This window comes from Dokdonia sp. Hel_I_63 (assembly GCF_007827285.1).
GTDB lineage: Bacteria > Bacteroidota > Bacteroidia > Flavobacteriales > Flavobacteriaceae > Dokdonia.
In genome coordinates, this window is record NZ_VISD01000001.1 from 3,291,374 (window position 1) to 3,310,269 (window position 18,896).

17 protein-coding genes and 1 pseudogene are annotated in these 18,896 nt (G+C 37.3%); 10 read left to right on the forward strand and 8 right to left on the reverse strand.

Annotated elements, in window-relative coordinates:
- The first annotated feature begins 106 nt into the window (after nt 1-106).
- Nucleotides 107-2,740, forward strand: a complete 2,634-nt coding sequence (locus JM84_RS14535; RefSeq protein ID WP_144784950.1) for a valine--tRNA ligase — start codon at nt 107-109, stop codon at nt 2,738-2,740.
- Nucleotides 2,741-2,820: 80 nt separating this feature from the next.
- On the opposite strand, the gene JM84_RS14540 is transcribed toward JM84_RS14535, so the two are convergent.
- From JM84_RS14540 to rsfS, 6 genes are all read right to left on the reverse strand, one after another.
- Nucleotides 2,821-3,081 (reverse strand): acyl-CoA-binding protein, encoded by a 261-nt coding sequence (locus tag JM84_RS14540; RefSeq protein ID WP_013751274.1) that lies wholly within the window; start codon nt 3,079-3,081, stop codon nt 2,821-2,823.
- Nucleotides 3,081-3,731, reverse strand: a complete 651-nt coding sequence (locus JM84_RS14545; RefSeq protein ID WP_013751273.1) for a phosphatidylserine decarboxylase family protein — start codon at nt 3,729-3,731, stop codon at nt 3,081-3,083. The genes JM84_RS14540 and JM84_RS14545 overlap by 1 nt, the downstream gene beginning before the upstream one ends.
- Entirely contained in the window at nt 3,721-4,524 is an 804-nt protein-coding gene (locus JM84_RS14550) for a phosphatidate cytidylyltransferase (RefSeq protein WP_013751272.1), read from the reverse strand. The genes JM84_RS14545 and JM84_RS14550 overlap by 11 nt, the downstream gene beginning before the upstream one ends.
- Nucleotide 4,525: 1 nt before the next feature.
- A complete protein-coding gene (locus JM84_RS14555) occupies nt 4,526-5,140 on the reverse strand; it encodes an LUD domain-containing protein (RefSeq protein WP_144784952.1) in 615 nt (204 codons plus the stop codon).
- Nucleotides 5,141-5,252: 112 nt separating this feature from the next.
- Complete coding sequence (ftsH, locus tag JM84_RS14560; RefSeq protein ID WP_013751270.1) at nt 5,253-7,229, reverse strand: ATP-dependent zinc metalloprotease FtsH; 1,977 nt, start codon at nt 7,227-7,229, stop codon at nt 5,253-5,255.
- Between the two features lie 12 nt (nt 7,230-7,241).
- A complete protein-coding gene (rsfS, locus tag JM84_RS14565) occupies nt 7,242-7,613 on the reverse strand; it encodes a ribosome silencing factor (RefSeq protein WP_013751269.1) in 372 nt (123 codons plus the stop codon).
- Nucleotides 7,614-7,696: 83 nt separating this feature from the next.
- Between rsfS and JM84_RS14570 the strand changes: the two genes are divergently transcribed.
- The 4 genes from JM84_RS14570 to JM84_RS14585 all read left to right on the forward strand — a co-directional run bounded on the left by JM84_RS14570 (nt 7,697) and on the right by JM84_RS14585 (nt 12,638).
- Nucleotides 7,697-8,428 (forward strand): biotin--[acetyl-CoA-carboxylase] ligase, encoded by a 732-nt coding sequence (locus tag JM84_RS14570; RefSeq protein ID WP_013751268.1) that lies wholly within the window; start codon nt 7,697-7,699, stop codon nt 8,426-8,428.
- Nucleotides 8,429-8,501: 73 nt separating this feature from the next.
- Nucleotides 8,502-9,377: a lipoyl synthase gene (gene lipA, locus JM84_RS14575; RefSeq protein WP_013751267.1), complete on the forward strand. Its 876-nt coding sequence runs from the start codon at nt 8,502-8,504 to the stop codon at nt 9,375-9,377.
- Nucleotides 9,378-9,381: 4 nt separating this feature from the next.
- Nucleotides 9,382-10,383 carry a type I glyceraldehyde-3-phosphate dehydrogenase gene (gene gap / locus JM84_RS14580; protein WP_013751266.1) on the forward strand — a complete coding sequence of 334 codons (1,002 nt, stop codon included), beginning with the start codon at nt 9,382-9,384 and terminating at the stop codon, nt 10,381-10,383.
- A gap of 32 nt (nt 10,384-10,415) precedes the next feature.
- A complete protein-coding gene (locus tag JM84_RS14585) occupies nt 10,416-12,638 on the forward strand; it encodes a response regulator (RefSeq protein WP_013751265.1) in 2,223 nt (740 codons plus the stop codon).
- A gap of 26 nt (nt 12,639-12,664) precedes the next feature.
- Here the strand turns inward: JM84_RS14585 and lpxK are convergent, their stop codons facing one another.
- On the reverse strand, nt 12,665-13,675 hold the full coding sequence (gene lpxK, locus JM84_RS14590) for a tetraacyldisaccharide 4'-kinase (protein ID WP_013751264.1): 1,011 nt from the start codon (nt 13,673-13,675) through the stop codon (nt 12,665-12,667).
- Between the two features lie 33 nt (nt 13,676-13,708).
- On the opposite strand from lpxK, the gene JM84_RS14595 reads away from it, so the two are divergent.
- The 3 genes from JM84_RS14595 to msrA all read left to right on the forward strand — a co-directional run bounded on the left by JM84_RS14595 (nt 13,709) and on the right by msrA (nt 16,454).
- Nucleotides 13,709-14,803 carry a Nif3-like dinuclear metal center hexameric protein gene (locus JM84_RS14595; protein WP_013751263.1) on the forward strand — a complete coding sequence of 365 codons (1,095 nt, stop codon included), beginning with the start codon at nt 13,709-13,711 and terminating at the stop codon, nt 14,801-14,803.
- Between the two features lie 3 nt (nt 14,804-14,806).
- Complete coding sequence (locus tag JM84_RS14600) at nt 14,807-15,586, forward strand: zinc ribbon domain-containing protein (protein ID WP_013751262.1); 780 nt, start codon at nt 14,807-14,809, stop codon at nt 15,584-15,586.
- A 211-nt stretch (nt 15,587-15,797) separates the two neighbouring features.
- Entirely contained in the window at nt 15,798-16,454 is a 657-nt protein-coding gene (gene msrA, locus JM84_RS14605) for a peptide-methionine (S)-S-oxide reductase MsrA (RefSeq protein ID WP_013751261.1), read from the forward strand.
- Here msrA and JM84_RS14610 read toward each other — a convergent pair.
- Nucleotides 16,451-17,254 (reverse strand): annotated as a pseudogene (locus JM84_RS14610) (class I SAM-dependent methyltransferase). The gene msrA and the pseudogene JM84_RS14610 overlap by 4 nt on opposite strands.
- A 20-nt stretch (nt 17,255-17,274) precedes the next feature.
- On the opposite strand from JM84_RS14610, the gene JM84_RS14615 reads away from it, so the two are divergent.
- Both JM84_RS14615 and kdsA read left to right on the forward strand, forming a co-directional pair.
- Nucleotides 17,275-17,922 (forward strand): flavin reductase family protein, encoded by a 648-nt coding sequence (locus JM84_RS14615; RefSeq protein ID WP_013751259.1) that lies wholly within the window; start codon nt 17,275-17,277, stop codon nt 17,920-17,922.
- Between the two features lie 82 nt (nt 17,923-18,004).
- Complete coding sequence (gene kdsA / locus JM84_RS14620) at nt 18,005-18,823, forward strand: 3-deoxy-8-phosphooctulonate synthase (RefSeq protein WP_013751258.1); 819 nt, start codon at nt 18,005-18,007, stop codon at nt 18,821-18,823.
- The last annotated feature ends 73 nt before the right edge of the window (nt 18,824-18,896 follow it).

The window sequence follows — 18,896 nt, forward strand, 5'->3', positions numbered from 1 at the left end:
ATGGTATGTTACCATATACACGTGCCAAAAATAGCACTTAGTCTACACAATAATCCTACTGTTATCCCTACTTTTGCCTTCTTTAAGTCAATAATTAGACCAAACTATGAGTATAGCATCAAAATATGATTCTACCCAAGTAGAAGATAAGTGGTACAGCTACTGGATGGAACACAACTACTTCCATTCTACACCAGACAATAGAGAACCGTATACAATCGTGATACCTCCTCCTAACGTAACTGGCGTCTTACACATGGGACATATGCTCAACAACACGATTCAAGACGTTTTAGTGCGTCGCGCTCGACTGTTAGGAAAAAATGCTTGCTGGGTGCCTGGAACAGATCACGCTTCTATTGCTACAGAAGCAAAGGTAGTTGCACGTCTTAAAGAACAAGGAATAAAAAAATCCGATCTTACTCGTGAGGAGTTTCTTGCGCATGCATGGGAGTGGAAAGAAGAATATGGTGGCGTAATCCTCGATCAGCTTAAAAAGCTCGGAGCTTCCTGTGACTGGGAGCGTACTGCCTTTACAATGGATCCAGCAATGTCTGAGTCTGTTATAAAGACCTTTGTAGATCTTTATGACAAAGGACTTATATACCGTGGCTACCGCATGGTAAACTGGGATCCAGAAGCAAAAACTACACTTTCTGACGAGGAAGTAATACATGAAGAGCGCCAAGGACTTCTATATTACCTTAACTACAAACTAGAAGGCTCTGATGAAACATTAACGATTGCCACTACACGTCCAGAAACTATTTTTGGCGATACTGCTATATGCATTAACCCTACAGACGAACGCTTTGCGCACCTTAAGGGTAAGAAAGCAATTGTACCTATAAGTGGTCGTGTGATTCCTATTATAGAAGATGAATATGTAGATCTTGATTTTGGAACAGGATGCCTCAAGGTGACTCCTGCACACGACGAGAATGACAAAATGCTGGGCGATAAACATAAGCTAGAAGTAATAGACATCTTTAATAATGACGCTTCACTTAACAGCTTTGGACTTCACTACGAAGGTCAAGATCGTTTTGAATGTCGTAAGAATATCAAAAAAGAACTTGAAGAAATAGGTGCTCTAGTAAAAACAGAGAACCACATTAATAAAGTAGGAACGTCAGAGCGCACAAAAGCCGTAATAGAGCCTAGACTATCTGACCAGTGGTTCCTTAAAATGGAAGAGCTCGTAAAACCAGCTATAAAAGCTGTGCTTGAAACTGGCGAGGTAAAATTATTTCCTAAGAAGTTTGAAAACACCTACCGTCACTGGATGGAGAATATACGTGACTGGAATATCTCTCGACAACTTTGGTGGGGACAGCAAATTCCTGCTTACTTCTATGGAGAGGGAAAAGAGGATTTTGTAGTTGCCGAATCTGTTGAGGATGCTGTTACGCTTTCGCGAAAGCGTACCGGAAACGATTCCCTCACTGTCGAAGATTTACGTCAAGACGAAGATGCTATGGACACTTGGTTCAGCTCTTGGTTATGGCCTATGAGCGTTTTTGACGGAGTGCGCAATCCAGACAACGAGGAGTTTAACTACTACTACCCTACTAATGATCTTGTGACAGGACCAGATATTTTATTCTTCTGGGTAGCGCGTATGATTATCGCTGGATATGAGTACACAGATAAAAGACCTTTCCAAAATGTTTACCTAACCGGTTTAGTACGTGACAAGCAGCGTCGCAAGATGTCTAAGTCACTAGGTAACTCACCAGACGCGCTAGAGCTCATAAAAGAGTACGGAGCAGATGGCGTGCGTGTAGGATTACTATTAAGTAGTGCTGCCGGTAATGACCTTATGTTTGATGAAGATCTTCTTAAACAAGGAAAAGGGTTTATCAAAAAAAATTTAAGCGCCTTTAGTCTCATACAAGGATGGGAGATAGACGAGACTATACCACAACCTGCACATAGCGCCCAAGGTATTGAGTGGTATACAAACCGCTTTAACCAAACACTTCTCGAGATAGAAGATCACTTCTCAAAGTACCGCATCTCAGACGCCCTAATGGCGAGTTATAAAGTTGTATGGAATGACTTCTGTGGGTGGTTATTAGAGATTGTAAAACCAGCATACCAACAACCTATAGATCGTAAGACGTATGATGCAGTAATTGCAGCATTTGAAAACAACCTACGTATTCTTCATCCTTTTATTCCTTTTGCATCTGAAGAGATCTGGCAGACTATCGCTACTCGTTCTCCAGAAGAAGCGCTAATTATTAATAAATGGCCAGAAGGAGGCGAAGTAAACGAGCAAATCATTGCAGATTTTGACTACGCAACACAAGTTGTTTCAGGAATAAGAACGATAAGAAAAAGCAAAAACATTGCTTTTAAAGATCAGATAGAATTACATATTTTAAGCAACGAGAAAGCATCATCAGACTATGATGGCATCATCTCAAAGCTAGGTAATGTGAGTGAGATTGCTTTCGCGAAAGCACCACTAGACGGAGCACTTTCCTTTAGGGTAAAATCTAACGAGTACTTCATACCTCTCGCAGGAGCTATAGACGTAGAGGCAGAAGTTGCAAAAATTGAAGAAGAACTTCAATACACAAAAGGATTCTTGATGTCAGTTTCAAAAAAGCTATCTAATGAGCGCTTTGTAAGCAACGCACCAGAGAAGGTGGTCGCTATCGAAAAACAAAAAATGGCAGATGCCGAAGCAAAAATAGAAGCGCTAGAAAAGCGTCTTGCTAGTTTGACATAGACTTTCAAATACCTATTATAACAACAAAGGCGCAGATATTATCTGCGCCTTTGTTATTTTATGTAATCCCATAGAAGGTTTTACAAATATTTATTTGCAGCTTCGATATAGGCTTCCTTTGCTTCTCGCGTAGTCATAGACTTAACTTGCAGCAATGCATTAATCTTAAAGGCACTCACAAGCTCGTGCTCGCCTTCATTGTTACTAAATGTATTCTTTTGCGTAGCTTGCTTATACAATGCATAAAATTGCAAAAGTACATCAGGTGGAAATTCTTGCTTAGAGTTACTTACCCTACGGAAGGCTTCTTCAAATTTTTCATGAAGCACCTTCTTATCCATTATATTGATGCTATTATCGATTGCGCTCCTTTTACTACGTCGTTAAGTTTTACATCTAATTTTGTTCCTAAAGGAAGATATAAATCTACACGAGAACCAAAACGTATAAAACCACTATCGTCTCCCTGCACTACCATCTGCCCTTCTTCTGCATAATTGATAATGCGCTTAGCAAGAGCTCCAGCAATCTGACGATAAAGAACGTCACCAAACTTTTCTGTGCTTACCACTACGGTTGTACGTTCATTCTCTGTACTTGATTTAGGATGCCAAGCTACTAGGTATTTACCTGGATGATACTTGCTGTAAGCAATACGTCCTCCACCTGGATAACGAGTTACATGCACATTAAGTGGAGACATAAAAACAGAAACCTGAAGACGTTTATCTTTAAAATACTCTGCCTCATACACCTCTTCAATAACAACTACTTTACCATCTACAGGAGAGGTAAGCACATTTGCATCATTAGGCGCAGTGCGCTCAGGATTTCTAAAAAACTGAAGTACTAAATATAATAGCACACCTAATACGATGGCTATTAAATAAAACAACCAGTTTTTATCTAAAAACCTATTAGCAACTAATATAAGTCCCGTAAAAATAACGAGTGATATTACTATAATTTTATATCCTTCTTTATGGAACATAGTCAAGTACAATTAAAAATAAGTATAAAAATGGTGCAGCAAATACAATACTATCGAGCCTATCATAAAGACCACCGTGACCTGGCATAATACGACCACTGTCTTTCACCCCAGCTTGACGCTTAAGTTGTGACTGAATTAAATCTCCTAGCGTACCAAATATTGATGTTACTACAGCTATGGTTAACCAGAGCTTTAAACTAAGGAGATCTGTAAAAAAGTAAAATAATAGACTAGCTAAACAGCAAAACACTAGTCCCCCAACAAACCCTTCTACGGTTTTGTTAGGAGAAATACGCTCTAGCAATTTATGCTTTCCTATACTCTTACCCACTATAAATGCAAAGGTATCATTTATCCATATAAGAGCAAATACACTAGCCACCAGCAAAGACGTATATTCCCCCTTATATGACGGAAGTAGTATTGTAAATACGACTCCCCCTATTATATAAAATATGGTGTAGGCATACTTTTGAGTAACTGTAATATATCGCTCTGAAGGCCTAATAAGATTTTTAATGAGATAGAGGTTTACTGTAATCGTAAGCGCTAGAAAAACCAATGTTGCACTTCTATCTAACTTCAAGTAACACAAAACAACTACACAAGCTAGTAGCAAAACATAAGAAAGCAATGACTTTATTTCAATCAGTTTAAGAAACTCATATAATACCACCACTCCTAATCCTAGGAATACAATTAAATATGTAGTCTCTAATGAGAATATAGCAAGCAACAACAATGTCACATAGAGCAATCCTGAAAGCCCTCTAATAATTATTTCTCGCATATTAAAAATCTTCTAGCAATAATAAGTAGAGATTCTTTGTACTACTTCCATAGGTCATAAAATCTTTATCATCTTCTTTTGACTCAAAATTCTTAATTGTAGTAATATTAGTAGGAATACTTCCAGAATTTCTATTTTTTATGAGTCTTAATCCCTCTCCTATTGTGTTTACTATTTGACTAGTGGTACCGAAGACGATAATATTTTTAGGTAAGTCGTGTAACTTAATTTCCTTTAATTGTTTCGAACAAACTAATAGGGAGCCATCATTTGCCACAAGACTCTCGCAGGTAGTAAGGAAAAATGAAGCTTCTTTATTTGTTCCAAAATTCAGATTATACCCTTTGAAGTTATCTATAAGATTATCATCAGTACAGTAAACATTTTCCTCGTACCAATCATTTTCTAACAAAATATTGTCAAAATTATCATTAATCTCATCTTGATTAAGAGCATACAAAAAGCGCCCTCCATTTATGATAAAGTTTTTCGTGAAACGCTCGTCTGCTGGAGTATTAATATCCGGCATATATTTACTGCGCACTTCACCTTCTTTATTGCTATGGGGGCTATCTGATTTAGATGTATTTCCAAAGATTTTTCTAAATAGACTCATCAATAGATTTGCTCAACGCTTGGTGTATTATTCAAATATAAAAAATCTTGACTGAACCGTAGGTACAATCAAGATTTTTTGAGAGTTTCTCCCTTAATGGCTTAGTCTGTGACTAAACTAGTGGTTTAATTTCAGAATCTTCAGAAGCTTCTTCAATTTCTTCTGGTCCGAAAGCTCTTTTTCCAAAAATCTCTTCTAGATTATCTTTAAAAATCACTTCTTTATCAAGAAGATACTCCGCTAATTGCGTAAGCTTATCTTTTTCTTTAGTAAGTAAATCAACAGCTCTCTGATATTGACCCTCAATTATATTAGAGATCTCCTTATCAATTATTTCCGCTGTCTGCTCACTATAGGGCTTAGTAAAACCATTATCTGATTGTCCTGACGAATCATAATAGGTAAGATTACCTACTTTATCATTTAATCCATAAACAGTAACCATCATTCTAGCCTGCTTAGTTACTTTCTCAAGATCACTTAAAGCTCCAGTGGATATCTTGTTAAAGATTACCTTTTCTGCTGCTCTACCTCCCAAGGCAGCACACATTTCGTCTAGCATTTGTTCTGGACGAACGATAAGACGCTCTTCAGGCAAATACCAAGCCGCTCCTAATGATTGCCCACGAGGAACAATAGTCACTTTTACAAGTGGTGCAGCATGCTCTAGCATCCAACTCACTGTAGCGTGTCCTGCTTCATGAAAAGCAATTGCGCGCTTCTCGTCTGGTGTGATAATTTTATTTTTCTTTTCAAGTCCTCCCACAATACGATCTACCGCATCTAAGAAATCTTGTTTACCTACTGCTTTGCTTCCTTTACGAGCAGCAATAAGTGCAGCTTCGTTACACATGTTTGCTATATCTGCTCCAGAAAAACCTGGAGTTTGCTTTGCAAGAAAATCAACATCAAGCTCATCATCTACCTTTTTTAGTGGACGAAGGTGAACTTCAAAAATCTCTTTACGCTCACGCACATCTGGAAGATCTACATAAATTTGACGATCAAATCGACCTGCACGCATTAAAGCTTTATCAAGAACGTCTGCTCTGTTTGTAGCAGCGAGCACTATCACATTTGTATTAGTACCAAAACCATCCATCTCAGTTAGAAGTTGGTTAAGTGTATTCTCACGCTCATCATTACCTCCAGAAAAATTATTTTTTCCACGAGCACGACCTATTGCATCGATCTCATCTATAAATATTATAGCTGGAGATTTTTCTTTTGCTTGTTTGAATAAATCACGCACACGTGAAGCTCCGACACCTACAAACATCTCAACAAAGTCTGATCCTGACAGTGAAAAGAAAGGCACTTTTGCTTCTCCTGCAACTGCCTTTGCAAGTAATGTTTTACCCGTCCCTGGTTGCCCTACTAATAGTGCGCCCTTAGGAATCTTACCTCCTAAACTTGTATATTTTTCAGGATTCTTCAAGAAATCTACAATCTCTTGTATTTCTTCTTTTGCTCCTTCAAGTCCTGCAACGTCTTTAAATGTAGTTTTAACATCTGTTTTCTCGTCAAATAATTTAGCTTTTGACTTACCTATGTTAAAAATCTGACCTCCAGGACCGCCTCCTCCACCAGAAGACATGCGTCTCATGATGAAAATCCAAAGTCCTATAATAAGTATAAAAGGAAGAAAACTAGCAACGAGTCCCCACATATCACCTTCTGTCTCATAAGAAACTCTAGTGTCTAGATTGTTTTCATCAATCGTAGTGTTGATATCATTTTCAAAATTCTGTAAATCTCCTATCTCAAAACGATAATCCGGAGCACCTGCAGAGGGCTTTAAAAAACCAGTGGCACGCCCTTTATTATGGATCTCTTTTGTTTCTGCTTCTTTAGTAAGATAAACCTTTACAGAGTTTTTATTTACAATTTCTACACGTGCAACATCACCAGCTTCAAGGTATTCTTCAAATTGATAAAGAGAAGTCTTTTGTGCTTCACCTAATCCAGAACTACCAGTAAGCATACTGATTGCAATAAATATTATAACTATTAAACCGTATATCCAGTAAGAACTAAACTTAGGTTTATTAGGCGGAGTACCGCCTGAATTTTTTTCTTCTTTAGCCATTTAATCTTTTTTTTAATAATCTGATGGGATTGTAATAATCTTTGCGTCACCCCAAAGACTTTCTATATCATAGAATTCACGTATGTGCTTTTGAAAAACATGAACAACTACATTAACGTAGTCCATGAGCACCCATTCTTGATTTTCCATACCCTCTATATGCCATGCTTTTTCTTGCAAAGCCTTACTAGCAGTTTTTTGTATGGAACTTACGATAGCTCCCACTTGCGTGTTTGATGTTCCATCACATATGATAAAATAATCACAAACCGTATTTTCTATATCTCTAAGGTCCAGTATATCAATATTCTGTCCCTTCACATCTTCAATTCCCTCGACAATCTTAGCAATTAATTGATCTGTATTCTTTTCCTTATTTACCATTAAATTCTTTAATTTACACAAAGTTATTACAAATTTACGTTACTCTGCGGTCTTAACACAAGTTTAGACTGGGTGTTTTACATATGCGCATAGACAAACTTCATACCATTGACTCGACTAATGATTACCTCAAACGTATTTCCAAAGAAGAAAACGCAGAGGAAGACATCGTAGTCTGGGCATTAGAACAAACCGCTGGACGAGGACAAATGGGCACTCAATGGCAAACAGAGAGTGGTAAAAACCTAACTTTCAGCGTCTTTAGAAAAGTAAAGCGAATTACCATTGATGAACAATTTTATGCCCTTATGGCAGCTTCCCTTGCTGTTAAAGATGTGTTATCTCAACTTCTAATAAAAAATGTTCGTGTCAAATGGCCAAACGACATATTGACAGATAACGACAAAATATGCGGCATACTTATAGAGAGTGTCATAAAAGGCGGGCAACTTGACGCAATGATCTTAGGTGTAGGACTTAATGTTAATCAGACACAGTGGGAGAATGTACCTCGCGCCACCTCTATAAAATCAAGAACTGGAATTCATTTTGAGTTAGAAGAAATTTTATCGCTACTACTCAAGAGATTTCATCACTATGTTGACCTACTTCTCAAAGGAGAGTTCAACACCATCAAAAATGATTATGAAGCTCACTTATTTAAAAAAGACAAGCCTGCTACTTTTCTTTCGGTAGATGAACGTCAGTTTGTTGGGATAATCAAAGGTGTTTCAGAGTCTGGAAAACTTCTGCTTCAAGAAGAAAACGATGTAGTAAATGAATACGATCTTAAGGAAATTCAATTGTTATATTAAGAGTACGCTTTCGCGAAAGCGTAACAACCCACAATTCATTATTTAGTATCTTTGTAACGCTATAAAAAATGCTATGCAAGAAGAACTCACTATTACTAAGCCAGAGCGCGTCGCAAAGCCAAAATGGCTTCGCGTAAAACTACCTACTGGTAAGAAATATAAAGACCTACGTAGTCTAGTAGACAAATACAGTCTTAATACGATATGTACCTCTGGAAGTTGCCCAAATATGGGTGAATGCTGGAGTGAAGGTACCGCAACATTTATGATTCTCGGGAACACATGTACTCGTTCTTGTGGATTTTGTGGTGTAAAAACGGGTCGTCCAGAGCAAGTAGATTGGGAAGAACCAGAAAAAGTTGCTCGATCTATTAAATTAATGGACATTAAGCACGCAGTGATCACTTCTGTAGATCGCGATGACCTCAAGGATATGGGAACTATAATTTGGGCAGAAACTGTACAAGCTATACGACGCATGAATCCAAATACAACTCTAGAAACTCTTATTCCTGATTTTCAAGGTAGAGAAGATTTACTGGATCGTATTGTGACTGTAGCACCAGAAGTGGTGTCTCACAACATGGAAACTGTAAAACGTCTTACTCGTGAAGTGCGTATACAAGCAAAATATGAACGTAGTCTTGGAATTTTAAAATATTTAAAAGACAGCGGCATTAAGCGTACAAAGTCTGGTATTATGCTAGGTTTAGGTGAAACTGAAGAAGAAGTAATTCAAACTTTGAAGGACTTACGATCTGTTAATTTAGATATCGTAACAATAGGTCAGTACTTACAACCTTCAAAAAAACACCTTCCTGTAAAACAATTTATCACTCCAGATCAGTTTCAGAAATATGAGAAGATTGGTTTAGAAATGGGATTCCGTCATGTGGAGAGTGGTGCACTCGTGCGCTCTTCTTACAAAGCACAGAAACACCTTACATAAAAGCATGACTACACTTAAGATTGCTATCAACGGTTTTGGCCGCATAGGGCGTACTGTGTTTAGACTTATTGAAGAGCATCCTGCAATGGAAGTAGTCGCAATTAATGATCTAGCAGACGCCCGCACTTTATCTCATCTACTCAAATACGATAGTATTCAAGGTGTTCTTAAAAAAGAGGTGTCACATAGTGAGGATACTATCATTATAGACGGTAAAATTATCCCGCTATATAATGAGCGCGAGATAAACAATATCCCTTGGAATGTTACATCTCCAGATATAGTTATAGAAAGTACGGGTAAATTTAAAACTAGAATTGATCTTGAAAAACATATAAGTGCTGGCGCAGCTAAAGTAATTTTAAGTGTGCCGCCACTTGACGAAGACATACCCATGATCGTTATGGGAGTAAATGATCATGAAATAAAAGACAGCGACACTATTATTTCAAACGCATCATGTACTACAAATAATGCTGCACCTATGGTGCAAATTATAGACGAATTGTGTGGTGTGGAGCAAGCCTACATAACTACAATACACTCTTACACAACAGATCAAAGTTTACATGATCAACCGCACCGCGATTTAAGAAGAGCACGGGCGGCAGGACAAAGTATTGTACCTACTACCACTGGAGCAGCCAAAGCCTTAACAAGTATCTTTCCTCATCTCTCTGATGTAATAGGTGGTTGTGGAATACGAGTACCAGTTCCAAATGGATCTCTCACGGATATTACATTCAATGTAAAAAGAGACACCTCAATTATCAAAATTAATGAAGCTATGCGCAAAGCATCATTAGGAAGATTTAAAGGTATTATATCTTATACAGAAGATCCCATAGTATCAATAGACATTGTAGGAAATCCCTACTCATGCACTTTTGATTCACAAATGACATCTGTTATAGGTAAGATGGTGAAAATTATAGGCTGGTATGATAACGAAATGGGATATTCTAGCAGAATAGTTGACTTAATACTACGGATTTCTACAAAATAATATATATTGCAGTTGAATAATCAGAATTTCTTATGAATTTGCTATTAGTACGTTTTCTTATAGCGCTTTTTCTTTCTTATCCTGTGATAAGTATTGCCCAAGAAAGAGAGAATATAGAGGAAACGCTTACCAATGATAAAATAGACTCGCTTCTTAAGCGAGCTGTAATTGCAGTTTCTGATCGCAATTACAATCAAGCCATTGATATACTAAAGTATTCTAGAGACCTTGCAACTGGCATAGGCCACACAAAGCGCATAGGTCTTGCATCTGGAACTCTTGCAAAACTTTATTTCCAACTTAATGATTACGAAAAAGCTCTTGTTGAAAACGAACGCGCAATAGCTTTACAGAAAGAAACTAAAAGCCTCGATCTCTTAGGACAGAGTTACATCACAGCCACTCAACTCGCTCTTATAAAAAAAGATACAACAACCGCTCTAACCTATATTGCAAATGGTATTGTAACTCTAGAAAACAGTAATCGAGACGACCTTAAAGCCCAACTACACACGTTAAAAGGTGACATTTTAAGAGATAGCGAAAGTCACCTAGACGCCATTTCATCTTACAATAAGAGTATTGAATACGCAAAAAATGAAAAAAGTGACTATCTAAAAACTCAAGCCCTGACTAATAAGGCATTAAGCCTTGCTCAATTGAGAAGACTTGAAGAAGCAGATGAGACATTATTAGAAGTTGAATCTTTGTTAAGTTCTAATAATTATCCCAGCATAAATAGTACACTTTTTAAAGTTAAGCACCTTGTTGCGCAAGGACGAGGCAACTACAGAGAGGCTAATGATTATTTAACATCATATTATCAGGCAACAGATCAAAATACACTAAGCACAGTGTCAAGCGTTCCATTACCTACATCAGAGAGCCCAGAACTTGATGAAATGGTAAAACGACTAGAAAAAACTATTGAAATCGAAGAGGATAGAAACTCTAGAGCAATGAGACTTACACTTGTACTCAGTATTGCCCTCTGCTCTATCCTTGCCTTGCTTACCTTATCATTATACAAGAATAACAACCTTAGAGCAAAAGCTAATGAGCTTTTGCAAGCTAAAAACGTAGAGCTTGTAATTGCAAGAGATAATGCAGAAAAAGCGTCCATGGTAAAAGCCCAGTTCTTGTCCACAATAACGCATGAGCTACGAACACCTATGTATGCTGTTACAGGATTAACACACTTACTCCTTTCTGAAAACCCAACAGAAGATCAGAAAAAGCACCTTGACTCTCTCAAATTTTCTGGAGAGTATCTACTTTCCCTTATAAATAACATACTTGACCTCAATAAACTAGAGGCAAATAAAGTAGAGGTAGAAGAAACAGCATTTAACATTAAAAAACGTATTGAAGATGTGTTATTTGCCTTAGGTAAATCTGCTAGAGATAAAGGAAATAAATTACATATTGACTTTGATCCAAATATCCCTACAGAACTTCTGGGAGATCCATTAATGATTTCTCAAGTACTAATCAACCTAGTAGGAAACGCGATAAAATTCACTCGAGATGGTGACGTATGGGTTCGCGTACAGAAGATTAGCCAAGGCGAATCAGACATTAAACTACACTTTGAAATTGAAGATAATGGCGAAGGAATTTCAAAAAAGAAACAAAAGACAATTTTCCAAAACTTCACTCAAGGCTCTGTAGCTATTAATAGAAAATTTGGCGGTACAGGCTTAGGGCTATCTATTGTTAAGAATCTACTAGACCTACTTAATAGCGAGATATTATTAGAAAGCACCTTAGGCAAGGGAACTACTTTTAAATTTGATCTTAATTACAACTTGATCAAGACACTACCAGGTGAAGCAAATGCAAATGAAATCGTGTACGAAATAGATTATAATGCCCTTGAGAATCGTCACATACTTGTAGTAGAAGACAATAAGATTAACCAGATGATTACTCGGAAGATTCTTGAAAAGAACAAAATCACCTGCGAAACAGCTGATAACGGGGAGATTGCTGTTGAAAAAGCACGCACAGAAAAATTTGACCTTATTCTAATGGATATACATATGCCTGGAATAAGTGGCATAGAAGCTACAGAACAAATTCGTTTGTTTGATAAAGACATCCCTATACTAGCACTTACCGCTGTTACGATAGACGAAAACATTGATGAATTCCATGCTGTTGGATTTAATGACATTATCCCTAAACCATATAAGGTAGAAGAGTTTTTCCAAAAAATCTACAACGGACTTAGAAATAGCAAAGTACTTAGCTAAAACGCTCTGTTGAAATTTACTTGCTTTTAAAAACCTGAGACAAAGTTTTTAATCTCTCCAGATAACAACTCTTCACCATCCAGAAATTGCGCCTTTATAGGCAAATAGAACAAGTCCCTCATCTTAAGCAAAGGACGAAGTCTTACATAATCTTTTTCTGTAGTAAGGATACAATCTAATGTTTCAAGCATTTCGATCTCAGAGCTTGTAAAATTATGATGATCTCCATACGCCTCATGAGAAAATGACAACCCTTGACTAGCTAAATACGCCGACAGCGGTTTAGGGTTTGCAATTCCCGTTACTAGCGTAACCTTTTTAACCTTAAGACGGTTTAACGGTACGGGCCCTAGAGCAGAATATACCTTCTCATCATATGAGATTGTTGAAAAATATACTTGCTGAGTTTTATTTACATTTAAAGAATCAACAATAGATAGTTGTTCTTGTGAACTTAAATTCTCTGGACATTTAGTTACAACTACGACCTCTGCCCTACTTGCGCCAGCTCGAGGTTCTCTTAAGTTTCCAGCAGGCAGCAAGAAGTCGTTGCTATACAAATCACTATATGCTGTTAATAGCATATAAAACCCAGCCCCTACCTTTCTATGCTGGTAAGCATCGTCTAAAACTACAACTTCAGGTGGATCAACTTTTGACAACAAGGTTTCGATTCCTGTTTGACGATCTTCACAGACTGCAACTTGGATATTATTAAATTTTTGAGCAAACTGCAATGGCTCATCACCTACCATAGTTGCTTGATTTTCTGGATTAACATCCAGATATCCTTTCGTTTTTCGTCCGTAGCCCCTACTTAGCGTAGCTACTCGGTAATCATCCTGTAAAAGCCGAACTACAAACTCAGTCATTGGGGATTTCCCAGTTCCTCCCACACTTAAATTACCCACACATATCACTGGAACATCATATTTTTTTGACTTAAATATTCCGGTGTCATAGAGCTTATTTCGCGTAAGCGTAACTAAATAATAAATTCCCGCAACGGGAAATAACAAGAGACGTAGTTTTCTCATAAAACGAAGGTATCATTTTTTATCTTTACGCTTATGAAGGTACAAGATGTAAGTAATTTAATTAATGAATGGGCACCACTTGCTTATGCAGAAGATTTTGACAATGTCGGTCTTCTTGTAGGTGACCCTTACCAAGAAGTGAGCAATATTCTTGTCTCACACGATGCACTTGTAAATGTAGTTGATGAGGCAATTGCAAAAAAATGTAATCTCATTGTTTGCTTTCATCCTATAATTTTCTCAGGATTAAAAAGGCTTACATCAAGCAACTATGTACAAAGAGTAGTTCAAAAGGCCATTAAAAATGATGTTGCCATTTTTGCAATTCACACAGCATTAGATAACGTAGAACACGGTGTTAACTTTGGGATGTGCAAAGCCCTCAATCTATCAAATACTAGGATTCTAAGCCCTAAACAACATCATATTTACAAACTCACCACTTATGTTCCCCACGCTTCTGTAAAGAGCGTTACTGATTCATTATTTCAAGCTGGAGCTGGAAGTATAGGCAATTATGAAGAGTGTAGCTTTGAAGTAAAAGGTCAAGGCTCTTTTAAAGGAAATGAAAACTCTACCCCTGTGATAGGGAGTAGAGGCACAAAACATATTGAACCAGAGACACAAATACATCTTACGTTTGAAAAACACCTTAAGTCTAAAATTTTACAAACGCTTTTTGAAAATCATCCTTATGAAGAAGTTGCATATGAGATTACCTCACTAGAAAATACGCTACAAAGTGTAGGCATGGGTATGTTAGGTGAGCTTGATAAAGAAATGAGTGAAATGGATTTTTTAGCTTTCGCGAAAGCGCAATTTAAAACAGGTGGTATACGTCATTCACAATTGTTGGGTAAGCCTGTAAAGAAAATAGCCGTACTAGGAGGCAGCGGAGCCTTTGCCATCAAAAGTGCAAAAGCTCAAGGAGCCGATGTACTAGTTACTTCAGATTTAAAATATCACGACTATTATCAAGCTGAAAGCCGCATCCTTTTGTGCGATGTGGGACATTATGAAAGTGAGCGATATACGAAAAACCTAATATGCGATTATCTTACAGAAAAAATTAGTACTTTTGCAATCATTTTATCTGAGGAAAATACCAATCCTATCAACTATTTTTAACGTATGGCAAAGAAGAAAGAAGCAACAGTAGAAGAAAAACTACGCTCGCTTTACGATTTACAACTTATAGATTCACGTGTGGACGAGATCCGCAATGTACGTGGAGAGCTTCCACTGGAAGTTGAAGACCTTGAAGATGAAGTAGCTGGTCTTAACAAGCGCATCGAGAAGTTAGAAAACGATTTAAAATTGGTAGACGACTCTATCAAGGCTAAAAAAATCCAGATAGATGACTCAAAAGCATCTATTAAAAAATACTCTGAGCAGCAAAAAAACGTACGTAACAACCGTGAGTTTAATGCTTTGAGCAAAGAAGTAGAGTTCCAAGAACTTGAAATTCAACTTGCAGAGAAAAATATCCGTGAGTATAAAGCACAGATTGAGCAAAAAGGAGAAGTTATCACGCAAACTAAGCAACGCCTTGGAGAACGTGAGAATCACCTTAAGCACAAGAAAAACGAGCTAGATGCTATTCTTTCTGAAACAGAGAAAGAAGAACAAGCACTTCTAGCTAAAAGTGCAGAATATGAAACTAACATTGAAGACCGTTTAGTTAAAGCCTACAAGAGAATTCGTTCTAGTGTACGTAACGGCCTTGCTATTGTACCTATAGAGCGTGGAGCATCTGGGGGATCTTACTTTACAATCCCACCACAAGTACAGGTTGAGATTGCTGGACGTAAGAAAATTATCACAGATGAGCATTCTGGTCGTATCTTAATAGATAGCGAACTAGCAAACGAGCAACATGAGAAAATGGTAAAGCTTTTTAAGAAGCTCTAACCACTTTTCCTTACAACATTAAAAAGTCTTCTATTTATAGAGGGCTTTTTTTTGCCTATTAGTTATAATAAGGATATTTTATAATTACAGAATAGGACAATCATAGATTAAATGACGAGTGCTTATAACATATGACCCATTTTGATTAACAAAACCATAACAACAATCTCAACTCTTATGGTGTACTTTTATAGACTTTAAATAAACATTTATGAAATTACTTGCCTCCCTTGCTACACTCATTACTTTTATGGCTTGCAACCATGATCCTAAACCTATGACTGAGCCTACAGCTATGCTTAACCCAGTAGAAACGACGTTTCAAGATGGGATGAGTAGAGCATATTTTGCTAGTGGATGTTTCTGGTGTGTAGAGGCAGTTTTTGAAAGGGTAAAAGGTGTTGACGAGGCAGTAAGTGGCTACAGTGGCGGCAAAGAAGACAATCCAACTTACAAACAAGTGAGCTACGGAAATACAACTCATGCTGAAGCTGTGGAAGTAATTTATGACCCAAAGGTAATCTCTTTTCAACAGCTGGTAGATGTGTTTTTTGGATCACAAGACCCTACTACAAAAAATCGTCAAGGCCCAGATGCTGGACCTCAATATCGTTCTATCGCTTTCTATCAAAACGATAGCGAGAAAAAAATAATAGATGAAACTATTGCTGCCTTAAATGAATCTACATACAATGGTCGCATAAGCACTCAAGTGCTACCGTTTCAAAAATTTTGGATTGCCGAAGACTACCACCAAGATTACGAGAAAAACAATCCAAATAACCCATATATTCAAAATGTTTCTATCCCAAGATATAGACGTTTTGCACAGAAATTTCCAGAACTACTTAAAGAGGATGCGCACTAAACTTTAGTAGCTTTTATCTCAAAAATTAATGGATATAAATGGTCTTTACTTTCGTAAAGGCCATTTTCATTTATAACCAAATCCGGAAGAACATCATAAGGAGAAGCATGGTGCTCTCTTAAAAATTCTACTTTGAGACCGGCATCTATAAGAGCTGTAACCACTTCACCTAAACCGTGATTCCATCCGTACTCCTTACTTATCATCGTCGCATGTGGCTGAGCATAAGTGCCCTGATATTCTTCGTAAATTGGCTCATCTTGGTTGTAGCCATATTTCATTACAGGCCTATCTCCTGTATAATCAAACATCCACACGATGGGGTGAAACTCTACCATATAGAACGTTCCTCCACTCTTTAATCGTTCTGCAATCACAAGCGCCCAAGGTTTTAAATCTGGCAACCACCCTATCACACCATAACTTGTAAAAACAACATCAAACTGCTCTTTAATATGTATTGAAGTATCGAGAACATTTCAACACACAAATTCGGCAGACAAACCTAGTTGTTTGTTTAGCTTTCGCGAAAGCGTAATTGCCTCCTCACTAATATCTACTCCTGTTGCCAGAGCACCCATCCTTGCCCAACTCAACGTATCTTGTCCAAAATGACACTGAAGATGGAGTAAACTTTTACCATTTACATCTCCCAAAGCATCAAGCTCATAGCTATTAAGAGAATTTTTACCATCTAAAAATGATGGCATATCATAGAAGCTACTCTCTGCATGTATAGGGACTTTCTTTTCCCAAGTTTCCTTGTTTGTGCCAAAGTAATCCTGAAACTGCTCTTTCATAATCCGTATTTTTGGAAATAATGAAAAAGATACTACATTTTGACGACGACGCAATTAGCGCAATGGATAAGCGTTACCGTGCGAACTTTATTAATAGTGTTACGGGATATAAAAGCGCCAACCTGATAGGTACTATATCTAAGGATGACCATGAAAATCTAGCTGTTTTTAGTTCTGTCACACACATAGGAAGTAGCCCTGCTATGTTAAGCTTTATCATGAGACCTACTACGGTCCCTAGACATACATATAAAAACATTAAAGAGACGGGAGTTTTTACAGTGAACCACATTAATACTGAAATCATCTCACAATCACACCAAACAGCTGCAGCTTACGAGGAAAACGTTTCAGAGTTTAACGCTACCGGATTACAAACTGAATATTTAAATAACTCGAAAGCACCATTTGTAAAACAAGCACATATTAAAATTGCCTGCGAATACGTAAATGAATACAAAATTGAGGAAAATGGGACTATTTTAATGATAGGAGCTATTAAGGAAATCTTTATACCAGATAACTGCCTAGATGAAGATGGATGGATTGATCTAGAAGCATCTATGGGAGTAACCATAAACGGACTTGACGCTTATGCTTCTCCAAAACTTATAGACAGATTTTCTTATGCAAAACCTGATAAGCAAACCACTTCTATCAAGAAGTAACAATGCTCATCTGTTTTAATACTATCTTTGTAACACCCATTTATTCCTAAGAAAAATCCAGGAAACAATTAAAAACTAAACGATGAAACTTTCTAACATACCTAAAATAAAACATACAGATTCCAATAACTTTTTCCTACTATGTGGCCCATGCGCTATAGAAGGAGAAGATATGGCAAAGCGCATTGCAGAGAAGGTGGTAAAAATTACCGACACTCTAAAAATACCATATGTTTTTAAAGGAAGTTTTAGAAAAGCAAATCGTAGTAGAGTAGATAGTTTTACGGGTATAGGAGATGAAAAAGCTCTTGAGATTCTAGCAAAGGTTTCTGCAGAATTTGATGTACCTACTGTAACAGACATTCACGAAAGTTCTGATGCTGCTCTCGCAGCACAATATGTAGATGTATTACAAATTCCTGCATTTTTAGTAAGACAAACTTCTCTTGTAGTCGCTGCTGCCGAAACAGGAAAAGTAGTAAACCTAAAAAAGGGACAATTCATGTCTCCAGAATCTATGAAGCATGCTGTACAAAAAGTGCATGACACAGGTAATGAAAATGCTTGGATTACAGATCGCGGGACTATGTTTGGTTATCAAGATATGATTGTAGATTTTAGAGGAATTCCTACGATGAGACAGTATGCCCCTACGGTACTTGATGTTACACATTCTTTACAACAACCTAATCAATCAAGTGGAGTTACTGGTGGAAGACCAGATATGATTGAAACTATAGCAAGAGCCGGAATTGTAAATAATGTAGACGGACTGTTTATTGAAACGCACTTTGACCCTGCAAATGCAAAAAGTGATGGCGCAAATATGCTTGACCTTGCATATCTTGAGCAATTATTAAGCAATCTCGTAGCGATTAGAAAAGTCGTAAACACACTTTAAATTTAAGACAAACCCAAACCCTCAAATACGCTTTAAAATCTCAAATATAAGAGAGCATAACTTCTATTAATTA